This window comes from Clostridium sp. CM039 (assembly GCF_055081075.1).
On record NZ_CM143649.1, the window covers coordinates 3,101,413 to 3,120,643 of the forward strand.

Sequence of the window (19,231 nt, forward strand, 5' to 3'; positions counted from 1 at the left end):
TGCCATCGAATTTAAGTTACATTTAATGTTTTAAGGTTACATTTATGTAACCTTTGCGTAATCTGATAGTTTATAGAAACACACACTAAATTCTGTACCCTTTTCTTCCTCAGATTTAACATATATATTATGACTTAATTTATGAGCCATTTTTTTAGATAAATATAAACCCATGCCTGTGGATTTTGCTAAGATTCTTCCGTTTTCTCCTGTAAAACCCCTGTCAAATATTCTTTTTATGTCTTTTTCTTTTATTCCAATACCATTATCTTTAACATGAAGTACAATAACTTTCGATTCTTCATTAACACAAATAGTTAGTTTACCATCATTAGGTACATATTTGCAGGCATTATTAATAAGCTGATCAACAATATATGAGAGCCATTTTTCATCTGTCGTAACAGTGTAGTTTAGATTCCCAAGTTCTAAACTTATGTTTTTTGATATGAAAAGTGTAGCATTTCTTCTAACGACTTTTTTTATCAGAGTTTCAATATTAATTTCATTGATTTGTAAATCTTCCGAATAGCTAGATGATCTACTTGTATAAAGGACCTGATCAATAAGGAAATTTATTCGATTAAATTCAAGTATAAGCTGCTCTAACATATCTATTTCCTCTATTTTACCAGCGATGAGCTCACATACCGAAATAGGTATTTTTATTTCATGAACCCACTTTGTTATATAATCATTCATTTCATCAAGGTCTGACTTTACTTCTTGAACTTTTTCTTCCATTTCAACATTTTTAAGTTTGACTATATCTTTTATAAGCTGAACTTCAAAATAGTAACTGCTACTTGGTAAGCTTGTATCTACTTTATCTTTATTATTTATAGCTTCGCAAATCCCTTTGTAACTGTATGCCCACCTTTTATAATCAATAAATGTAAAGATTAATGATATAAAAAGGAGCAAAAAATCCATGTATGCTATATCGGTAAATTGTGCATCAATAGGATTGCTGCTTAATAGGATTAGATTTATAGTAAACAAAATACAGATGAAATATAATATTTTTAAGGCTGAATTTTTAATATATGTCATTATAGTCATAGTATCATGTACCCATATCCTTTTTTAGTAACTATAAAATCATTGAGGCCAATACCGCAAAGTTTCTCGCGGAGCCTGTTAATGTTTACTGTAAGAGTATTGTCATTAATAAAATTATCATCATCCCAAAGTGCCCTCATTATCCTCTCGCGAGATATGGTCTTACCCCTGTTTTTCATAAGAAGTAGCATTACTTTGAATTCATTTTTTGTCAGCTCAATTTTCGCTTCTTTATGCATTAGAGTATTTTCAATTAAGTTTAGGATTACTCCATCACATTCTACTAAATCAGAAGTTTGCTCACCATAAGAATAGGCTCTTCTAAGCAATGCATTTATTTTAGCAATTAAAATATCCATTGAAAAAGGCTTGGTTATATATTCATCACCACCGGTATTCATGGCCATGATAATATCCATATTCGTATCCCTTGAAGAAACGAATATTATAGGCACCTTTGATACTTCGCGAAGCTTATTACACCAGTAAAATCCATCAAAGCAAGGTAGATTTACATCCATAATAACCAAATCTGGATTGTTGCGAGCAAACTCTGCAGTTATGTTCTCAAAGTTATCCACAGGCATTGCATCAAACCCCCACTTTATCAACATTTCATTCATGTTAGTGCACAGTGATTTATCATCTTCAACTATCATTATCTTATACATTTTTTACACCCCTAAAATAAGGTGAAACATCAATGGTTAGTTTCGCCTAATATTATATATAATAGAAATCTGAAAATTTCCAGTAAAATTTGCCTTGTTTAGTATAATTGTAACATTAATAATAATGAGGGTAAATCTCTAGATTATTTAACAATACTATAAAAAGAATTGACATGTACCTCACTGTCAGGTTTAAAATTGAATTATTATAAGGGAGGGGTGACGCATGAACATAAAAGATGCTGCTGAAAAAACTGGATTAACCAAAAGGGCAATAAAGTATTACGAAAGTGAAGGGTTAATTATGCCTTTAAAAAATATTCAAAATAACTATAGAGAGTACACTTGTCAAGATGTCATAAAGCTTAATTTAATAGGAGCGCTTAGAACGTTGGGTATTCCCATTGCACAAATCAAAACTGTGACTTCTGGTAACAAAAGTATTCCCGAAGTTATGGCGCAAGCGCTTTCTAGAATAGATAAAGATATTGAAAATTTAGAGAAAAGTAGACTAATTATTTTAAATATTATAGAGAAAAATTTAACTGATTATGACGCTGCGGGAGAACATATAAAGCTGCTTAGGGAAACATTAGAATTGTCCATAGGTGAAAAGAAAGAATATATTTCAAATGCTCTTAGTAGAATATTCCCAGGAATATTTGGTGAAAGTCTTATTATGAACTTTGAACCATTTTTGAATATTGTTATTGATAACGAGGGAAAAAGAAGAGTGTGGTTAAAACTTGTGGAGGAATTGGATGAAATAAATACCGAAGAATTTTTTTTGGATAATAACTATTTTAAGGAACTTCAAAATAAGCTTGAAAATGAAGGTATTTCAGAAGAAGATAAGAGAAGACATTTGTCTGGCATTAAAAATATAATAAATTATGATAAAGCATACATTAAAGGGTATATAAAAAGGATTAAGGACAGTTACCTATTGTTAAAAGAAGATGAAAAAGAAAAGGAACAAGTGAACGAATTCGGTTCATTTTGCGATGATTATTCTAAAGAATTTGGGCGTTTTCACACGAAATTTAGTGAATATTTGACTATTCTTAATGAAGATTATAAAAAATATATAAAAAATATGACAAAAATGAATGATGAATTAAATAAAAAGATGGAAGAAGAAACAGGGATGAATGTAAATGAATTTTTTGAAAGATATATTATAGAAAAATAAATATTTTACATAATCAAATTAGGTGTAGTCATTGTATTTTCTATTGAAAGAGAGAACAATGAATGTGTAAATTTACAGGTATTTATTTACACTGATAACTAAGTTATAATAAAGTTATAAATATTTATAAAAAAAGAGGTGTCACTTTTATGGAAAATAGAATTCTACTTGTTGAAGATGATATAGCTATTAGTGAAATGGTTGAGAATTACCTAATAAAAGAGGGTTTTAACATAACTACTGCTTTCAATGGAGAAGAAGGAGTAGGTAAGTTTTTAAATAATTCCTTTGATTTAATTGTTCTTGATATAATGATGCCGAGGCTTGATGGAATGGAAGTTATGAAAATTGTAAGAGAAACAAGCTTAATACCTATTTTAATTATGTCAGCAAAGGACAGTGATGTAGACACGGCTGTAGGACTGGGACTCGGTGCTGATGACTATATCACAAAGCCTTTTTCAATGATAGAGCTTTGTGCAAGGGTTAAGGCAGGGATAAGACGTGCCAATCAATATGCTAAAAACGATAAGAAAGAAGAAGCGACTATTATTAATGTTAACCACCTTACTGTTAATTTGAAAAACTATTCAGTTACTAAAAAGGGTGTAAATCTACAGCTGACTTCAAAAGAATTTGATATTTTAAGACTATTCATTTCGAATCCAAATAGAGTTTTTACTAAAGCACAAATCTACAGTGTTGTTTGGAATGATGAATATTTTGGAGATGAGAATGTTATAAATGTGCATATGAGAAGATTAAGAGAGAAAATAGAGGACAATCCTTCAGAGCCTAAATATCTTAAAACATTATGGGGCATAGGCTACAAATTAGGAGAATTTTAAAATGATTATTTTTTTATTAATAGTAATAGTTATTTTATTGGGTATCATTTACATTCAGCATAAATCCAAAAAACATAGAAGTGACAATTTAAAGTACATTCATGAAAAGTTAAACAATATTATAAAAAGCAACACCAGTGAAAAGCTTTTAGTCTTTACTGACGATAAAGAGATTATACCCATTTTAATAGAGATTAATAAGGTTTTAGAACATAATCAAAAAATACTAGCAGATTATTTGAAGGCTGAAATAACAATGAAGAAAATGCTTTCAAATATCTCTCATGATTTAAAAACACCACTTACAGTGGTGCTTGGGTATATTGAAACAATAAAACTGGACAGCGATATAAGCAGCGAAGAAAGAAATTTCTTATTATCAAAGGTTGAAAATAAAACAAAAGAAGTGATGAAGCTCATTAATAAGTTCTTTGACTTAGCAAAGCTAGAGTCAGGGGACACGGATATACCACTAACAAGAATTAATATTAATGAGGTTTGCAAAAAAAACATATTAGCTTTTTATGATATTTTAACTAATAAAGGCTTTGAGGTTATTATTGATATTCCAAAAATCAACATTTATTGTCTAGGAAATGAAGAGGCGCTAGATAGAATTATAAATAATTTCATTTCAAATGCCATTAAATATGGAAACGATGGAATGGTTTTAGGATTAACACTTAGAAGTGATGAGGAGTATGTATATGTAGAGGTTTGGGATAAGGGTAAAGGCATTAGTGAAACGCATCAAGATAGGGTCTTTGAAAGGATGTACACTCTTGAGGATTCAAGAAATAAACTGTATCAAGGCAGTGGTCTTGGTCTTACAATAACTAAAAGACTTGTAGAAAAATTAGAGGGAGAGATAATCCTCGAGAGCAAACCTTATGAGAAAACGTCGTTTATTTTTAAATTAAAAAGAATAACCTATTAATGATTATGTAAAGCAAGGTGACCTGTCTATAGTACCACTATAAAGATAGGGCACCTTTTTTTAGAAAAGACTTAAGAATTTTGTAAGATTTAAGTAATAAAAAAGAGAAGTTCAATTGCTATAATATAAATATGGAAAGTGGTTGAAGGGGGAGATAAAATGGAATATATACTAAAAACTAGTAATCTGACTAAAACATATAATGGCAAAGAAGTGGTAGCAAATGTGAATATGAATATTAAAAAGGGTGAAATTTATGGGTTTCTAGGACCAAATGGTGCAGGGAAAACAACAATTATGAAGATAATGACAAATCTAGTTAAGCCTACAAGTGGTGAAGTTGAAATTTTCGGCGAAAAGCTTACAGATACCTCCTATGAGGTTTTAAAAAGGCTTGGTTCTATCATTGAATATCCCGTGTTTTATGAAAGGCTTACAGCCAGAGAAAATTTGGAGCTTCACTGTGGGTACATGGGTTACCACGATAAGGGAGCAATTGATAAAGCGATAGATCTTGTAAATCTAAAAAATATTGATAATAAACTAGTTAAAGATTTTTCTCTTGGTATGAAGCAAAGGCTCGGAATTGCAAGAGCAATCACAACCAAGCCAGAATTATTAATACTAGACGAACCTATCAATGGACTTGACCCAATAGGCATTAAGGATTTAAGAAATTTATTTAAAATGTTGAGTAAGGAGTACGGAATAACTATATTGTTATCTAGTCATAGTTTAGGAGAAATTGAGCAAATAGCGGATACCATAGGAGTTATAAATAGTGGTAGATTAATAGAAGAAGTTTCTATGCAAAGCATCAGAGAAAGTAATACAGAATATATAGAACTGGTTACTAAAGATTACAAAAAAGCGTCGTATATTCTATCAAACAATCTTAATATATCCAATTTTAAAGTTCTGGATATTGGTGTAATAAGGATATATGAAGCTACAGTACCACAAAGCATTATATCTAAAACCTTAGTTTTAAATGATGTTCTCATTGAAGAAATAACTAAGAAAAACAGTTCATTAGAAGAACACTTCTTAAACTTGTTAAATGGAGGTGACATAAATTCTTAAATTAATAAAATTAGAAATGAAAAAGAGTAAGGTATGGCGAAATATAAAAGGGGTTATAATCGCAAATATAGTTATAATAGCGCTGCTGGCAGTAATGATTTTTTCAACAAAAAATGAAGGCGGTGTAGAGTTTACTAGCATCCCCTTTACTTTTTCATTTGTTGATGGCATGGTAAAAGGTACTTTTATAATATTTGCTTCAGTGCTTATTGCTAGGTTCATAATTGAAGAATATAAAAGCAATACAATTACGGTATTGTTTATGTATCCTATAAGTAGAAAAAAGTTGATTATAGCTAAACTACTTATTGTGGTAGTATTCACTTTTATTTCTACAGTTTTATCTAATATTTTTATAGATTTTGTTTTATGTATTGTTAATAATTTTTACAATTTTACGTCTGATAAATTAACCAGTTCCACAATAATAAGGAGTTTTATGACTATTGGTATTAATGCTTTAGCATCTAGCGGTATGGGACTAATTCCTCTATATTTTGGAATGAGAAAAAAATCAGTACCTGTTACAATAGTATCTTCAATATTAATAGTATCTATTGTATGTGGCGATAGGGGCGGTCATTCATTAAGTAATAGTATTGCAATATCAATAGCACTTTCTATTATAGGAGTATTTATTGCGTATCTATCTATAAGGAATATAGAACATGTAGATGTTATTAAATAATATTTAGCAAATTTGTATATTGACGGAGGAATAACTGAAGTTGAAACTTCTTGCATTTATCAATGATGGGAAGGGTAAGTACAGTAATGAGTACAGGTTGTTAGAAGTAACTTGATTAAGGAACCGCAAGTAGATTTAGAGGTATGAAAAATGGTAAATACACTTTTAAAATTTATTACATGGAGATGACATGGATGTTTAAATTAATGAAATTAGAAATGAAAAAGGTTAAGATGGGGGGGTATATAAAAGGAGCGATAATCGCAAACATAATTATAATAGCTATGTTAGTAGCAATAATTTTTGTATCCAAACATGAAGGGGAAATAGAGTTTACTAGCATTCTTTTTACTTTTTCTATGGTTGATAGAATGGTAAAAGCTAATTTCACAATATTTGCTTCAGTGCTTATTGCTAGGTTCATAATTGAAGAATATAAAAGCAATACAATTACGGTATTGTTTATGTATCCTATAAGTAGAAAAAAATTGATTATGGCTAAATTACTTATTGTTGTATTATTCACCTTTATATCTACAGTTTTATCTAATATTTTTATAGATCTTGTTTTATGCATTATTAATAACTTTTACAATTTTACGCCTGATAAATTAACCAGTTCCACAATAATAAGGAGTTTTATGACTATTGGTATTAATGCTTTAGCTTCTACCGGTATGGGACTAATCCCTCTATATTTTGGGATGAGAAAAAAATCGGTACCTACTACGATAGTATCTTCAATATTAATAGTATCTATTGTATGCTCCGATATGGGGGGGGTCTCATTAAGTAATATTATTTCAATATCAATAGCACTTTCTATTATAGGAGGATTTATTGCGTATCTATCTATAAGGAATATAGAACATATAGATGCGATTAAATAAGGTATTGTATTGAAAGATATGGAAATAACCATCACAGTGAGTTTTCAATAACACGGTGATGGTTTAATTTCTAGATTCTAGAGCTATTCATCCTAATATACTTATGTGGATATTTTCAATCTTTGAAAAAGTAACATAAAATTTAGAAATTAAAAGCGCTTTAAACTTAATTAGTCTTTAATTCTTAGGGAGCCAGATATCTTAACTTTAGCTTCTTCTCTTTTTAATGTTGCTTCAATGATTTTTATATCTTGTATCTTCTGTTTATATATGGATACATCTTCTAAAGTAACTTTGTGCCTTGTAAATTCGATACTTTCTTCACTAAGAGGGATGCGTATTACTTCTGTATGCATATCTTTGTGTTTTGTAGTAATATCTGCAGGAATTGTATGTTCTATTACAAGATCTACGAGTTCAACAGGCACAGTAAAACTTTTTTGTAGCGTAGAAGACTCTCTATAAATCTTAACATCTCCTGTTTGCATCCACTCTTTAGAGATATCAAGTTGTTCTTCTTTAATTTTAAGGGTAACATTTTTATTAGGGTCACATATGCTTTGTTTCAAAGCAGCTGCTTTTGGCATATATTTACCGTTTTTGTTTTCTGTGGAATCCATTGCCATGCTTTTTCCCTCCACTTATCTTGAAAAACACCTCACGAGCCATTAGTGAGGTGTTTTCTAATTTATTGTTTTTGATCGGTTCCATTGTCAATTATATTGACATCACCAATTTTATTTATTCGAGCTTCTTCTCGTTTAAGGGTCTCATCTATATGCACTGTATTTTCAATTTCGTGTTTATGAGCTGAAATTTCACCTGTTATTACTGTATGTTTACCTACATTAACTTTCTCCTCACTTACAGGAATGTTAATGGTTTCTTCACTAGTAATAGGGGAATCACTTGCTTCATTGTTTAAGGTTCTTCTTTCAATTACTACTTCTTCACGTATTACGGGTACTTCAACTTTTTTATGTTCTTCTAAAATTTCCTTACTAATTTCTACATCACCTTTTTGTACTCTGCTTTTCGAAATATCAAGCTCTTCTTTGCGCAGACTAAGGTTTGCGGTATCATCAGTAGTTTTTTTGACAGCGGAATCACCTTTTTCAAAAAATCCATCAAGTATGCTCATATATAATACCTCCATATATTAATAATTTTAATTCATTAATATATTGTCCTTTAAAGAAATATATTATCCTAAAGATTTGTATGTAATGATTGATTCAATAAATACTAAAATGTTTAAATTAACCATTTTCTATTGTTTACTTATACATAATAATGAAGCTTGAAGGTGTAGCTGTATTCTACATAAAGATAATCATACCGTAATCTTAAGAAATCTTAAGGTTTAATTACAATTTTCTTAAACTCCTTTTTGTAATATAAGAAAGTAAGGAATATACATTTTACTTTGTTGAAAAATTTCAAATAAAATAAATGTGTTATTTACTTGAAATTAAGTTTTAAAAGTAAATAAGGAGGAGTTTAAGGTGAAGAAGAAAATCGGAGTGATTTTGATTTTAGGAATTGTATGCTTAATGTATATAAACAGCAAATATGGTAGTATAAAAGTTATAGGGGATGTAATTGAAAGGAATGCTTATATTGAATCTATTAAAGATATGTCTAATGACAATAGCAATGTAGATGATGGAGAGTTAATGTTAGTGAATAGAAAAAATACTCTGGATAAGGATTATGTTCCACATAATTTAAAAGTGGCAAAGGTTAAAATTTATCCTAACGTGTCAAATGAAGAAATGCAAATGGAAGGTAATGCAGTAGATGCACTTAAAAGACTATTTGATAAAGGTGAGGAGGAAGGAATTATACTTTATGCATTATCTGGTTATAGGTCTTATGCAACTCAAAAAGAGTTATATGAAAATAGTATTAAAATAAGAGGGAAAGGGTATACATATAAGTATGTGGCAACGGCAGGTAAAAGTGAGCATCAATCAGGGTTAGCAATGGATATAACTAATGCTGAAAAGAGTACAGGTTTTGAAAACACTAAAGAAGGTAAATGGCTTCAAGAGAATGCTTATAAATTTGGATTTATAATAAGGTATGGAAAAGGAAAAGAAGATATTACAGGTTATAATTATGAACCTTGGCATATAAGGTATGTAGGTGTTGAAAATTCAGAGAAAATTTACTCAAAAGATATTACTTTGGAGGAGTTTTTAGAATCTTAAACAATCAAAGCATATAATCAAAGTATGTTTGGTATGATATTACCTGTGTTTTTAGTAAATGAACTTGGAATAAATCCTCCATATTTTGTGTTTCTATATTTATGTTCGACAAATATATTTTTAAGTTATATACTTATTAAAAATGTATAAGTTTCAACCTTAAGTACGCTTAGAAGTTATATATTGAACAAAATGCTATCTGAACAAATAAATGGAGTGATTATATGGGTAAAAATATATTAGTTGTAGATGATGATAAAGAAATAGTTAATTTAATTGAAATATATTTAACCAATGAAGGACATAATATTTACAAAGCATATGATGGGGAACAAGCTTTGCAGGTTATAGATAATTATAATATAAATCTTATAATACTAGATATAATGATGCCTAAAATTGATGGTATAGAAGTGTGTAACAAAGTTCGCGAGAAGCTTAATATACCTATAATTATGTTAAGTGCTAAAAATCAAGATTCAGATAAAATAAAAGGGCTATTGTCAGGAGCTGATGATTATATGGTAAAACCATTTAATCCTTTAGAGCTTATGGTTAGAGTTAAGTCTATATTTAGAAGAATTTACGAATTCGATAAAAATAGCGACGAATTAAAAGATAGAGATATTATAGTTATAGGACCACTTAAAATTAAAAAATCCACTCATCAGGTAGAAGTATATAATAAGATTATTGCTTTAACTTCTACAGAGTTTGAAATATTACACGTCTTAGCTAATAATCCAGGGAGGGTTTTTAGTGCAGAAGAAATATTTCAAAGAGTTTGGAAGGAAAAATATTATCAATCTAATAATACAGTTATGACTCACATGAGTAAATTAAGAGATAAGCTTGATGAGGTTTTAGATGGTGAGAAACTTATTCATACTATATGGGGAGTAGGGTATAAAATTGAAAAGAAAACTTATATATAAATTAGAGTTAAAAGTAGTTTTTAATATATTACTTGCTTTTCTATTATCAGCATTAACAATGGCAGTAATGTATATTATGTGGAAGTTTTTTTTGGAAATAGGTGCAATCTATTCACAACAAGTTTTAGATAGAATTTATAGGGCAAGGCTACATTACGATTTTATAAAGATAGCAATTGAACTATGGATAATAATTTTTATAAGTTATTCCCATTTATTGCTTTACAAGAAGATTAAGTACTTTGTAGAAGTCGATGAACATATAAAAGCTATAGCAGAGGGTAGGATAGATAAAAAGATACCAGAACAATCGAAAGCAGAGCTAGGGAAAATAGCTAAAAATATGAATGAAATAATAGAAAAATTAAATAAATCAATAGAGGAAGAGCGGAGATCCGAACAAACAAAGTATGAATTAATAACAAATGTATCTCATGATTTACGTACTCCATTAACATCAATACTAGGGTATCTTGAACTCATAGATAAGGATAAATATAAAGATGAAGTTGAACTTAGATATTATGTGAATATTGCCTATGAAAAATCAAAACGATTGAATAATTTAATCAATGATTTATTTCAGTATACTATAATGAGAAATAGTACTTTAAAATTAAATAAAGAATTAATAAACGTAATTGAACTAATAAATCAAATGGTATTGGAATTTAGGCTAGAGTTTAGAAAAGTAGATATAGAGTGTAGGACATATTTTTCGGAGGATAAACTCTTAATAGTGGCTGATGCAGTTAAAATGGCTAGGGCATTTGAAAATCTAATTTCTAATGGCATGAACTATGGTAGTGGGACTGAGTATATTGACATATGTACTAGGAAAGAAAATAATAGTGCGGTTATAGAGATAATTAATTATGGTGAGCCAATACCAAGTATAGATGTACCTTTTATTTTTGAAAGGTTCTATAGAGTTGAAAAATCACGTTCAGGATTTACTGGAGGTTCAGGATTAGGTCTCGCTATAACCAAAAGTATAATAGAGCTTCATGAAGGTGAAATTTTTGTTGAAAGCAATTATGAGAGAACTGCTTTTATAATTAAATTGCCCTTGGATAGTTAATAAGGTGATAAATTCCCAGAGCTAAACAATAAAATAAACGAAATTGCAGCTACTAGAGGTGTATCAAATACAGCAATTGCAATTACTTGGATTCTAAGGCATCCTGCTAAAATCCAGCCATTAGTGGGTACAACAAACCAAAAGCGTTTAAAGGATATTTGTAAGGCCTCGCAGGTTAAACTAACAAGGATTGAGTGGTATGAGATATATAGGGCAGCGGGTAATAAGCTTCCATAAATAGCTGATATAAGAGTAATAAAGTGAATTACCTAAGGATGGTATAGGTTAATTCACATCTGTAGCTATTAATATAAAAGCATCTTAGGCTACAGGTATTTAATGAATATAACAAGTTGAAAAATATCTTCTTTATACAATTGCAGTAAGTTTATCAATTGAAATAATACAGTTAGTTTTTAGTTTAGGTTCTTGGATATTGATGATATTATATTAAATGTTTTAGGATCAATTTTAGGATTTTGGGTATATAAAATGGTAAAAAAATTTAGAAGTTACCGCAAAATTCTTAATAAAGTCAATTTATGACTTCAGAATAAATATCCAAATAAAAAGGCTACATTCCCTTTAAGATAATTTAAAGGAATGTAGCCTTTTTATTTTTTTTATGGAGCGGTTGTTTATAATATGAGAATTGGGACCAAAGCTTTGTAATAATATTTCTTAATAAATTGTAATCTTAAGAAATCTTAAGAATTAATTACAATTTTCTTAAACTCCTTTTGGTAATATTAGAAATAAGATAGTGAAGAAGGTAATGTACAAGCTTTGAAGAGTAAATATGTTTTGAACATGATAATAAACTAGGTGCAGAGATATGGAAAGGTAACATCCAGGTGAGATATATATTTTGAGGGTAAGGCGAGATATGTAAATACCATAAAATAAACAGGTTATTAAAATAGCAATCCTTTAAATGGTTAAAAGGATGAGTTTTAAAAATATTAAATTAAGGAGTTTATAATTTTACTCTTGTAAAACGTGATGAATAAATAATACATAAGAGAAGAAAAGTGCAATCTTCTGTGATTAAACAAAACCAGCACAAAATAAGGAGATGTTTTATTATGCTTAAAAAACCTAAGAAGAAAACAAAAGTAATTTTTTTGTCATTATTATTGATGGTTGTCATTGTCCTTCTCGTATATAAATCTATTACTATCGTTGGAGGCCGATCTTTACATGATAAGAGTGGCGATAATAAAACCACGCTGAGGCCCTCGGTAATGGTAGCATCTGACCCATCTAGTTCTATATCTTCAAATAATCTGAATAGTCCTCATGCGATTCTGGTCTGCTTAAATGATCACACTATCATGATGCAGAAAAAGAGTGAAGAAAAAATTAATCCTGCGTCCTTGACCAAAATAATTACCGCAATTGTTGCAATAGAAAATTTGTCAAATTTGCAGGAAAAGATAGAACTCCCTAATTCTATGTTTAAAAAGCTGTACAATGCAGATGCTTCAATGGCCGGCTTCTTACCGAATGAGCAAGTCAGTGCAATTGACCTGCTATACGGGGCGCTGCTACCAAGTGGTGGGGAGTGTTCTATTGGGCTTGCCGACAAAATTGCTGGTTCAGAGCAGAACTTTGTAAAGATGATGAACCAAAAGGCGGCAGAGCTCGGTATGAATAACACCCATTTTGACAATGTGACTGGACTTGACAATAAAAATCACTATACAACGGTTAAGGATATGACTATAATTCTTAGCTATGCACTTAAAAATGATACATTCCGTAAGATTTTCACTTCTTCCAGCTATTCAACCCAATCCACGAATAAGCACCCTGATGGGATAACATTTAACAGTACAATGTTTGAAAAACTTAACGGTTCAAATATTGGTGGCGGAAAAATTTTAGGAGGAAAAACTGGGTATACCGATAAGGCTGGTCTATGCCTCGCAAGTCTCGCTAAAGTAGGCGGGAAAGAATATATTTTGATTACAGTCGGTGCTAAGGGAAATCACAAATCTGAGCAGTACAATATTACCGATGCATTAACAGTGTACAACAACTTAGGAAAAAAATAAGCTTCCCATAAAAACTTATTAACAACACTACTCGTATAATGATTACCTAATTTATAATATGATAAATGCAGGATACTGTATTGTTGTATTTAAATATAATTACTGTAAATTCAACTGTAGGTATGGACCCTTCAAGTAATACAAAGGTAAGCTCAATAGCTACTATAGAGGAGCCAAACTCAATGAAATATTATGCGAGACAGACAGCAGTACCAGCAGCACGTAGGCTATTTTCAGATCTGTTTTCAATAATGAATATATCTCCATATGATGCAAATGATAAAATTAACAAAAATGCTACAAAAAAAAATTAAAACTATTGTTTAATTATATTGCTTAATAAGTTGTAATCTTAAGAAATCTTAAGATTTAATTACAATTTTCTTAAACTAATTCTTGTAATATTAGAGAGTAAGGAAAAGATATTACAAATAAATAGATGGAAGGATAGATTATATGACACGAAAGAGAATTACACATATATTCCCATTTTTATTGCCACTTAGAAAAATGCAAAGAAAAAATTTCTTCTACATACATATGTATTTTGATAAAAACAGCTATGCGAAAACGAAAGAAGATAATGAATTACCCTACAAGGTATTCGAAGCAGGGTCTTTGTTGATAAACGACAACAGTGGATTTGATTTACAATATCAAATTAATAAAGTATATAACCTAAAACTTGCTGCCAAAACAGTTAACAATATTTTAATACAACCTGGAGAAACCTTTTCCTTTTGGCAACTTGTCAAATCAGCCGACCGTTATGAAAATTATAAAGATGGATTAGTCTTACAGGATGGAAAAATAGTAGGGGAGTATGGTGGTGGACTTTGTCAATTAAGTAATTTAATTTTTTTGTTGCTGATTCACACCCCACTTACAATTGTAGAGAGACATACCCACGATATTAAAACATTTTCATCAGAAGCAAGTGATATTCCCGAAGCTACGGATGCTACTGTCAGTGAGGGGTGGTTGGATTTAAAGGTTAAAAATGAGACAAATTCCATATTCCAAATAAAGATTACATTCAATGACAGCTATATGCAGGGTTGTATTTTGACAAATAAAGAGCTAGATTTCACGTACGAAATATTTGATCGAGATATATCCTATTATAGAAAAGGGTGCAATGTATTTCAGCAGGTATCTATTTATCAAAGAAAGTCAGATGAAAAATTACAACAGTTTTACGATAGTCTTCTTTATAACAATATATGTGAAATAGGATATCAGTTACATGATGATATAGAAATTATAGAAAAAGGAGAATAATACAATGAAAAAGAAAACAATTGCAATCATATTTGGGGGATGTTCTAGCGAATATGAGGTTTCCTTACAATCTGCTTATTCTGTTATTATAAGCCTTAATATGGAATATTACGATGTAATCCTAATCGGTATTACGCGGTGGGGAGTTTGGATGAGATATGATGGTTCACCGGAGCAAATTCGTGACAATACATGGATGGATATTGGGGCCTGTGTTCCGGCTATTATTTCACCTGATCGGCATATTCATGGGATGCTTGAGTTTTATGATGATAAGATAATTGCGACCAGAATTGATGTGGTTTTTCCCGTCCTTCATGGAAAAAACGGTGAGGACGGAACAGTACAAGGTTTATTGACGATGGCTGGTATCCCTTTTGTAGGATGCGACACGTTGAGCTCGGCAATGTGCATGGACAAAGACATTGCCCATAAAATCGTTCATTTGGCTGGAGTAAAAACGCCCCCATCAATTTTGCTTAGATCTAAGATTTCCGATGCAGAACTGATGGAGCGGATTGTTCCCTTAAAATTTCCAATGTTTGTTAAACCCGTAAGTGGAGGGTCCTCTCTTGGCATCACAAAGGTTTCGCAAGAGAGTGAACTTCAAGGTGCGATCGCTGTCGCCTTTCAGTATGACAATAAGATCCTCATAGAGGAAGCAATCAATGGATTCGAAGTTGGTTGCGCTGTCCTTGGCAATGATTCACTTACTATTGGAGAGGTGGATGAGATAGAACTGTCGAATGGGTTTAATGATTATATCGAAAAATACACCCCGAAAACCTCCCAAATTCATATGCCTGCCCGCATTGACGCAGATATGGCTGTGCGGATCAAGCGGACATCTGTCATAATTTATCAGGCGCTGCGATGTTCCGGATTTGCACGGGTAGACCTATTTTTAACACCGGATAGAGATATCATTTTTAATGAAGTCAATACCATTCCCGGGTTTACTTCTCATAGCCGCTATCCCAATATGCTTAAAGGAATTGGTATGACTTTTGATGAAATTGTAGATTCCCTAATAATGCTGGAGATGAGACGATGAGGACACTGACATTAGACCCTAAAGATACTGCGAACCTTAGCAGTATGATTTTAAAAAAAACGAAAAGAATGGAATTTAATTCAAAACAAACACATATGGACAGAGCGTGGATTGAAATCAATTTAACCAACTTAAAACATAATGTGAAAGCCTTAAGTGAGGTTCTTTCAGATGGATGCGAATTGATGGCTGTTGTGAAAGCCAATGCCTATGGGCACGGCGATGTGGAGGTAGCAGCCAATCTAAACCAATTGGGCGTTAAATCTTTCGCTGTTGCCACAATAGACGAGGCTATCCATTTGCGGATGCACGGAATTGAAGGCAATATACTGATTTTAGGTTATACCTCACCGAAGTGGTCTAGAGAAATGCTTTGTTACAATTTGATGCAGACGATAACCGATTATGAGCACGCAAAACAGCTTAATGTGTTCGGAAAACTTATACAGGTTCACATCAAAATTGATACTGGTATGCATCGTTTGGGTGAACGCTGCAACAACACGATGGAGATTGATAAAATCCTGGGATGCGAGAATTTGAAGGTTTGTGGAATTTTCACTCATCTATGCGTCGCAGATAGCACAAAAGCAGATGATACTGAATTTACCATAAATCAATTTCATAGTTTTTATGCACTGTTGCATCGGCTTGAGAAACTTGGGCATACATTACCTAAAATTCACATTCAAAGCAGTTATGGAGTCTTGAACTATCCAGAACTCCAATGCGATTATGTCAGAATCGGAGATGCACTATACGGTGCATTAAGTTCGCCCGATAATAAAACAAGAATGCAGATAAATTTGCAACCTGTTCTGGCTTTAAAAGCGAGAATTGTACTCGTAAAAACAATTTATACAGGAGAAAGTGTCAGCTATGGCCGTCAATTTATTGCACAAAGGGAGACACGCGTTGCCATTCTTCCTATAGGTTTTGCAGATGGCCTGCCGAGAAGCCTTTCCTGTGGAGTGGGTTATGTCTTGATTCACGGCTGCTTTGCACCAACAATTGGCCGGATTTGTATGGATCAACTCATGGTTGATGTCACCGATATTCCTGATGCTCGTAAAAATGAAATTGCTACATTGATTGGTTGTGATGGCCCAGAGAAAATTACAGCACAACAATTAGCTAAAAATGCTGGGACAATTGCCAGTGAACTGCTAAGTCGTTTAGGAGGTCGGTTGAAAAGGGTAATTTTATGAATCTGCAAAAATTTACAAGTAATTACAATTGAAATTAATATAATTATTTAAAAAAAAGGAATAGTATATAAATGTACGTTATAAACAAAGCAAGGATCAAAATGGCTAAGCAGTTTCAGTACACTTAGAAAATAATAATGTATGCATAACATTTATTGATCATGAAAATAATTTTACTTCTGAACCAGAATTTGAACCTATGAAATAATAGGGAAATGCTGAGAAGAAGCCCGAGCCGTTATTGATATTCTGTATGGGAATGGGAAGCTTTGGGCGGCCATTTTAATTGTCCCTGTGAGAACTAAAGCGATAAAATTCATAACTAGATTATATGAGGAGAAAAAATAATGCAAATAACACAAATGATAAGAAGAAATAGGCGAAAAAACAAAGGCCTTGTAACAATAAAGAATATTTTAATATTATCCTTAATTATTGGAAGTTTTTCTGGGGGTTATAAGGTATATAATCATTTTTATAATAAAGATGGACAAGCTAGTAGGGTAGAAATAGTTAAGGATGTTGAAGAAACTAAACCTAAAAATGAAGGTAGTACAACGGATAGAGGTCTTATCAAGGGGTCAAATGTGAACGAAAAAGGGGATAAGTATACCTATGATATTTCAAAATTAAAGGGTTTAATGAGTAGTAAGAAAGATGGTAAAAAAATGGTTTTTCTTACTTTTGATGATGGGCCATCTGTCACGGTGACTTCTAAAATATTGGATGTATTAAATGAAGAAGAAGTGAAAGCAACTTTCTTTTTAATTGGGAAAAGCGTAGAAGCTGATGAAAAAAGTAAGCAGATAGTAAAAAGAGCTTTTGAAGATGGTCATGCCTTAGGAAATCATACATATAGCCACGATTTAAAAAAGATATATCCTGGGAATAAGATTGATATAGGAACCTACATGAATGAAGTTAATGAAACCAATGAGGTAATAAGAGGAATTATTGGACAAGATTTTCATACAAGAGTTCTGAGAATGCCAGGTGGATATATGTCTAGAAAACACTATAATGACCCTAATTTGGATGAGTTTAGTACTAGATTAAAGGAAAACAATATGTATGAGATTGATTGGAATGCCTATGATTTCGATTCAGAGGGGAAAAAGAAAACTGCAGATGAAATATTCGAGTTAACAAAAGCATCTATAGGAACTACTGAAAAGGTAGTCCTTTTGATGCATGATACATATGGTAAGGAAGAAACGGCTAAAGCATTACCTAGAATCATAAGGTATTTAAAAGAAAAAGGATATGAATTTAGAACATTGAAATAGGGCTAAAATTCATTTAGTAGCTAAAAAAAAGCTAAGAAAAATTATTAATCTTCCGTAGCTTTTTTAATATCTAATAGTTCGCTTATTTTAGTGTACAGAACATCATATCGATTAGATTCCATGCACCATTAAATAAATCAATAGAGGAATAAATGGAGGTATTATGAATAAACGAGAGAGAATTAAAACAGTCTTTTTATATGGTGTTTTCATTTGTTACATACTTTTATTAAGTAAAATATTGTTGTTATCAAGAATTTCGCATTTGGAGCATAGGTCAATCAATCTCATTCCTTTTTATAGTATAATGCAATATATAACTGGCAGTTCTGCGAATATAAAAGCATTTGCTTTTGGTAATGTGGGTGGCAATATAGTTATTTTTATTCCACTTGGTACATATTTGTCATTATTCAAAAATGATAAAAGAGTAATAACCAATTTGTTGTTTATATTTATAGTGAGTTTGTTTGTTGAAATCATTCAGGGGCTTTTAGGCATTGGAGCATCAGACATTGATGATATATTTCTAAATTGTTTGGGTGGATTGATTGGTATTTTAGGGTATAAGTTTTTATTGTGTATATTACGAGATGAGAAAAAAGTACATACTGCAATCACAATACTATCTGCCATCGGATTACCTTGTATATTATATTATTTATTCATGGTGAGAATGAGATTCTGAATTTCTTTATTGCCTATTCCTTTCTATCATATTAGTTAATGATGGCATGTATGTTAT

20 protein-coding genes and 1 pseudogene are annotated in these 19,231 nt (G+C 31.2%); 17 read left to right on the top strand and 4 right to left on the bottom strand.

Going from position 1 to position 19,231, the window contains the following annotated elements; all coding sequences use genetic code 11:
- Positions 1–42: 42 nt before the first annotated feature.
- A complete protein-coding gene (locus tag ACWJJ2_RS14420) occupies positions 43–1,053 on the bottom strand; it encodes a sensor histidine kinase (protein ID WP_462953433.1) in 1,011 nt (336 codons plus the stop codon).
- 5 nt (positions 1,054–1,058) lie between these two features.
- Positions 1,059–1,733 carry a response regulator transcription factor gene (locus ACWJJ2_RS14425; protein WP_216302067.1) on the bottom strand — a complete coding sequence of 225 codons (675 nt, stop codon included), beginning with the start codon at positions 1,731–1,733 and terminating at the stop codon, positions 1,059–1,061.
- A 226-nt stretch (positions 1,734–1,959) separates the two neighbouring features.
- On the opposite strand from ACWJJ2_RS14425, the gene ACWJJ2_RS14430 reads away from it, so the two are divergent.
- The 6 genes from ACWJJ2_RS14430 (at position 1,960) to ACWJJ2_RS14455 (ending at position 7,371) form a co-directional block, all read left to right on the top strand.
- Entirely contained in the window at positions 1,960–2,925 is a 966-nt protein-coding gene (locus tag ACWJJ2_RS14430) for a MerR family transcriptional regulator (RefSeq protein ID WP_216302066.1), read from the top strand.
- A 149-nt stretch (positions 2,926–3,074) separates the two neighbouring features.
- A complete protein-coding gene (locus tag ACWJJ2_RS14435) occupies positions 3,075–3,773 on the top strand; it encodes a response regulator transcription factor (protein WP_216302065.1) in 699 nt (232 codons plus the stop codon).
- A 1-nt stretch (position 3,774) separates the two neighbouring features.
- The gene (locus tag ACWJJ2_RS14440; protein WP_216302064.1) at positions 3,775–4,710 is read left to right on the top strand and encodes a sensor histidine kinase; all 936 of its coding nucleotides are present in this window, start codon (positions 3,775–3,777) and stop codon (positions 4,708–4,710) included.
- Positions 4,711–4,869: 159 nt separating this feature from the next.
- The gene (locus ACWJJ2_RS14445; RefSeq protein WP_216302063.1) at positions 4,870–5,793 is read left to right on the top strand and encodes an ABC transporter ATP-binding protein; all 924 of its coding nucleotides are present in this window, start codon (positions 4,870–4,872) and stop codon (positions 5,791–5,793) included.
- 16 nt (positions 5,794–5,809) lie between these two features.
- Complete coding sequence (locus tag ACWJJ2_RS14450; protein WP_253198103.1) at positions 5,810–6,481, top strand: ABC transporter permease; 672 nt, start codon at positions 5,810–5,812, stop codon at positions 6,479–6,481.
- Between the two features lie 143 nt (positions 6,482–6,624).
- On the top strand, positions 6,625–7,371 hold the full coding sequence (locus tag ACWJJ2_RS14455) for an ABC transporter permease (RefSeq protein WP_253198101.1): 747 nt from the start codon (positions 6,625–6,627) through the stop codon (positions 7,369–7,371).
- Positions 7,372–7,541: 170 nt separating this feature from the next.
- On the opposite strand, the gene ACWJJ2_RS14460 is transcribed toward ACWJJ2_RS14455, so the two are convergent.
- Positions 7,542–7,997 carry a YsnF/AvaK domain-containing protein gene (locus ACWJJ2_RS14460; RefSeq protein ID WP_253198099.1) on the bottom strand — a complete coding sequence of 152 codons (456 nt, stop codon included), beginning with the start codon at positions 7,995–7,997 and terminating at the stop codon, positions 7,542–7,544.
- Positions 7,998–8,059: 62 nt separating this feature from the next.
- Entirely contained in the window at positions 8,060–8,512 is a 453-nt protein-coding gene (locus ACWJJ2_RS14465) for a YsnF/AvaK domain-containing protein (protein WP_216302062.1), read from the bottom strand.
- 364 nt (positions 8,513–8,876) lie between these two features.
- On the opposite strand from ACWJJ2_RS14465, the gene ACWJJ2_RS14470 reads away from it, so the two are divergent.
- From ACWJJ2_RS14470 to ACWJJ2_RS14520, 11 genes and pseudogenes are all read left to right on the top strand, one after another.
- Positions 8,877–9,584: a M15 family metallopeptidase gene (locus tag ACWJJ2_RS14470; protein ID WP_216302061.1), complete on the top strand. Its 708-nt coding sequence runs from the start codon at positions 8,877–8,879 to the stop codon at positions 9,582–9,584.
- 224 nt (positions 9,585–9,808) lie between these two features.
- Positions 9,809–10,519 carry a response regulator transcription factor gene (locus ACWJJ2_RS14475; RefSeq protein ID WP_216302060.1) on the top strand — a complete coding sequence of 237 codons (711 nt, stop codon included), beginning with the start codon at positions 9,809–9,811 and terminating at the stop codon, positions 10,517–10,519.
- A complete protein-coding gene (locus ACWJJ2_RS14480; protein ID WP_216302059.1) occupies positions 10,497–11,600 on the top strand; it encodes a sensor histidine kinase in 1,104 nt (367 codons plus the stop codon). Before ACWJJ2_RS14475 ends, ACWJJ2_RS14480 begins: the two co-directional genes overlap by 23 nt.
- A 6-nt stretch (positions 11,601–11,606) precedes the next feature.
- Positions 11,607–11,837, top strand: a pseudogene (locus tag ACWJJ2_RS14485) (aldo/keto reductase); the annotation flags it as partial.
- Between the two features lie 848 nt (positions 11,838–12,685).
- A complete protein-coding gene (locus ACWJJ2_RS14490) occupies positions 12,686–13,657 on the top strand; it encodes a D-alanyl-D-alanine carboxypeptidase family protein (RefSeq protein ID WP_216302058.1) in 972 nt (323 codons plus the stop codon).
- A gap of 80 nt (positions 13,658–13,737) precedes the next feature.
- Entirely contained in the window at positions 13,738–13,971 is a 234-nt protein-coding gene (locus tag ACWJJ2_RS14495; RefSeq protein ID WP_216302057.1) for a hypothetical protein, read from the top strand.
- Between the two features lie 142 nt (positions 13,972–14,113).
- A complete protein-coding gene (vanW, locus tag ACWJJ2_RS14500; protein WP_462953434.1) occupies positions 14,114–14,938 on the top strand; it encodes a glycopeptide resistance accessory protein VanW in 825 nt (274 codons plus the stop codon).
- 4 nt (positions 14,939–14,942) lie between these two features.
- Positions 14,943–15,992 (top strand): D-alanine--D-serine ligase VanG, encoded by a 1,050-nt coding sequence (gene vanG / locus ACWJJ2_RS14505; protein WP_216302055.1) that lies wholly within the window; start codon positions 14,943–14,945, stop codon positions 15,990–15,992.
- 44 nt (positions 15,993–16,036) lie between these two features.
- Positions 16,037–17,200: a serine racemase VanT catalytic subunit gene (gene vanT, locus ACWJJ2_RS14510; RefSeq protein ID WP_462953435.1), complete on the top strand. Its 1,164-nt coding sequence runs from the start codon at positions 16,037–16,039 to the stop codon at positions 17,198–17,200.
- Between the two features lie 347 nt (positions 17,201–17,547).
- Positions 17,548–18,486, top strand: coding sequence for a polysaccharide deacetylase family protein (locus ACWJJ2_RS14515; protein ID WP_462952663.1), 939 nt, complete (start codon positions 17,548–17,550; stop codon positions 18,484–18,486).
- 163 nt (positions 18,487–18,649) lie between these two features.
- Positions 18,650–19,174 (top strand): VanZ family protein, encoded by a 525-nt coding sequence (locus tag ACWJJ2_RS14520; RefSeq protein ID WP_216302053.1) that lies wholly within the window; start codon positions 18,650–18,652, stop codon positions 19,172–19,174.
- Positions 19,175–19,231: the final 57 nt, after the last annotated feature.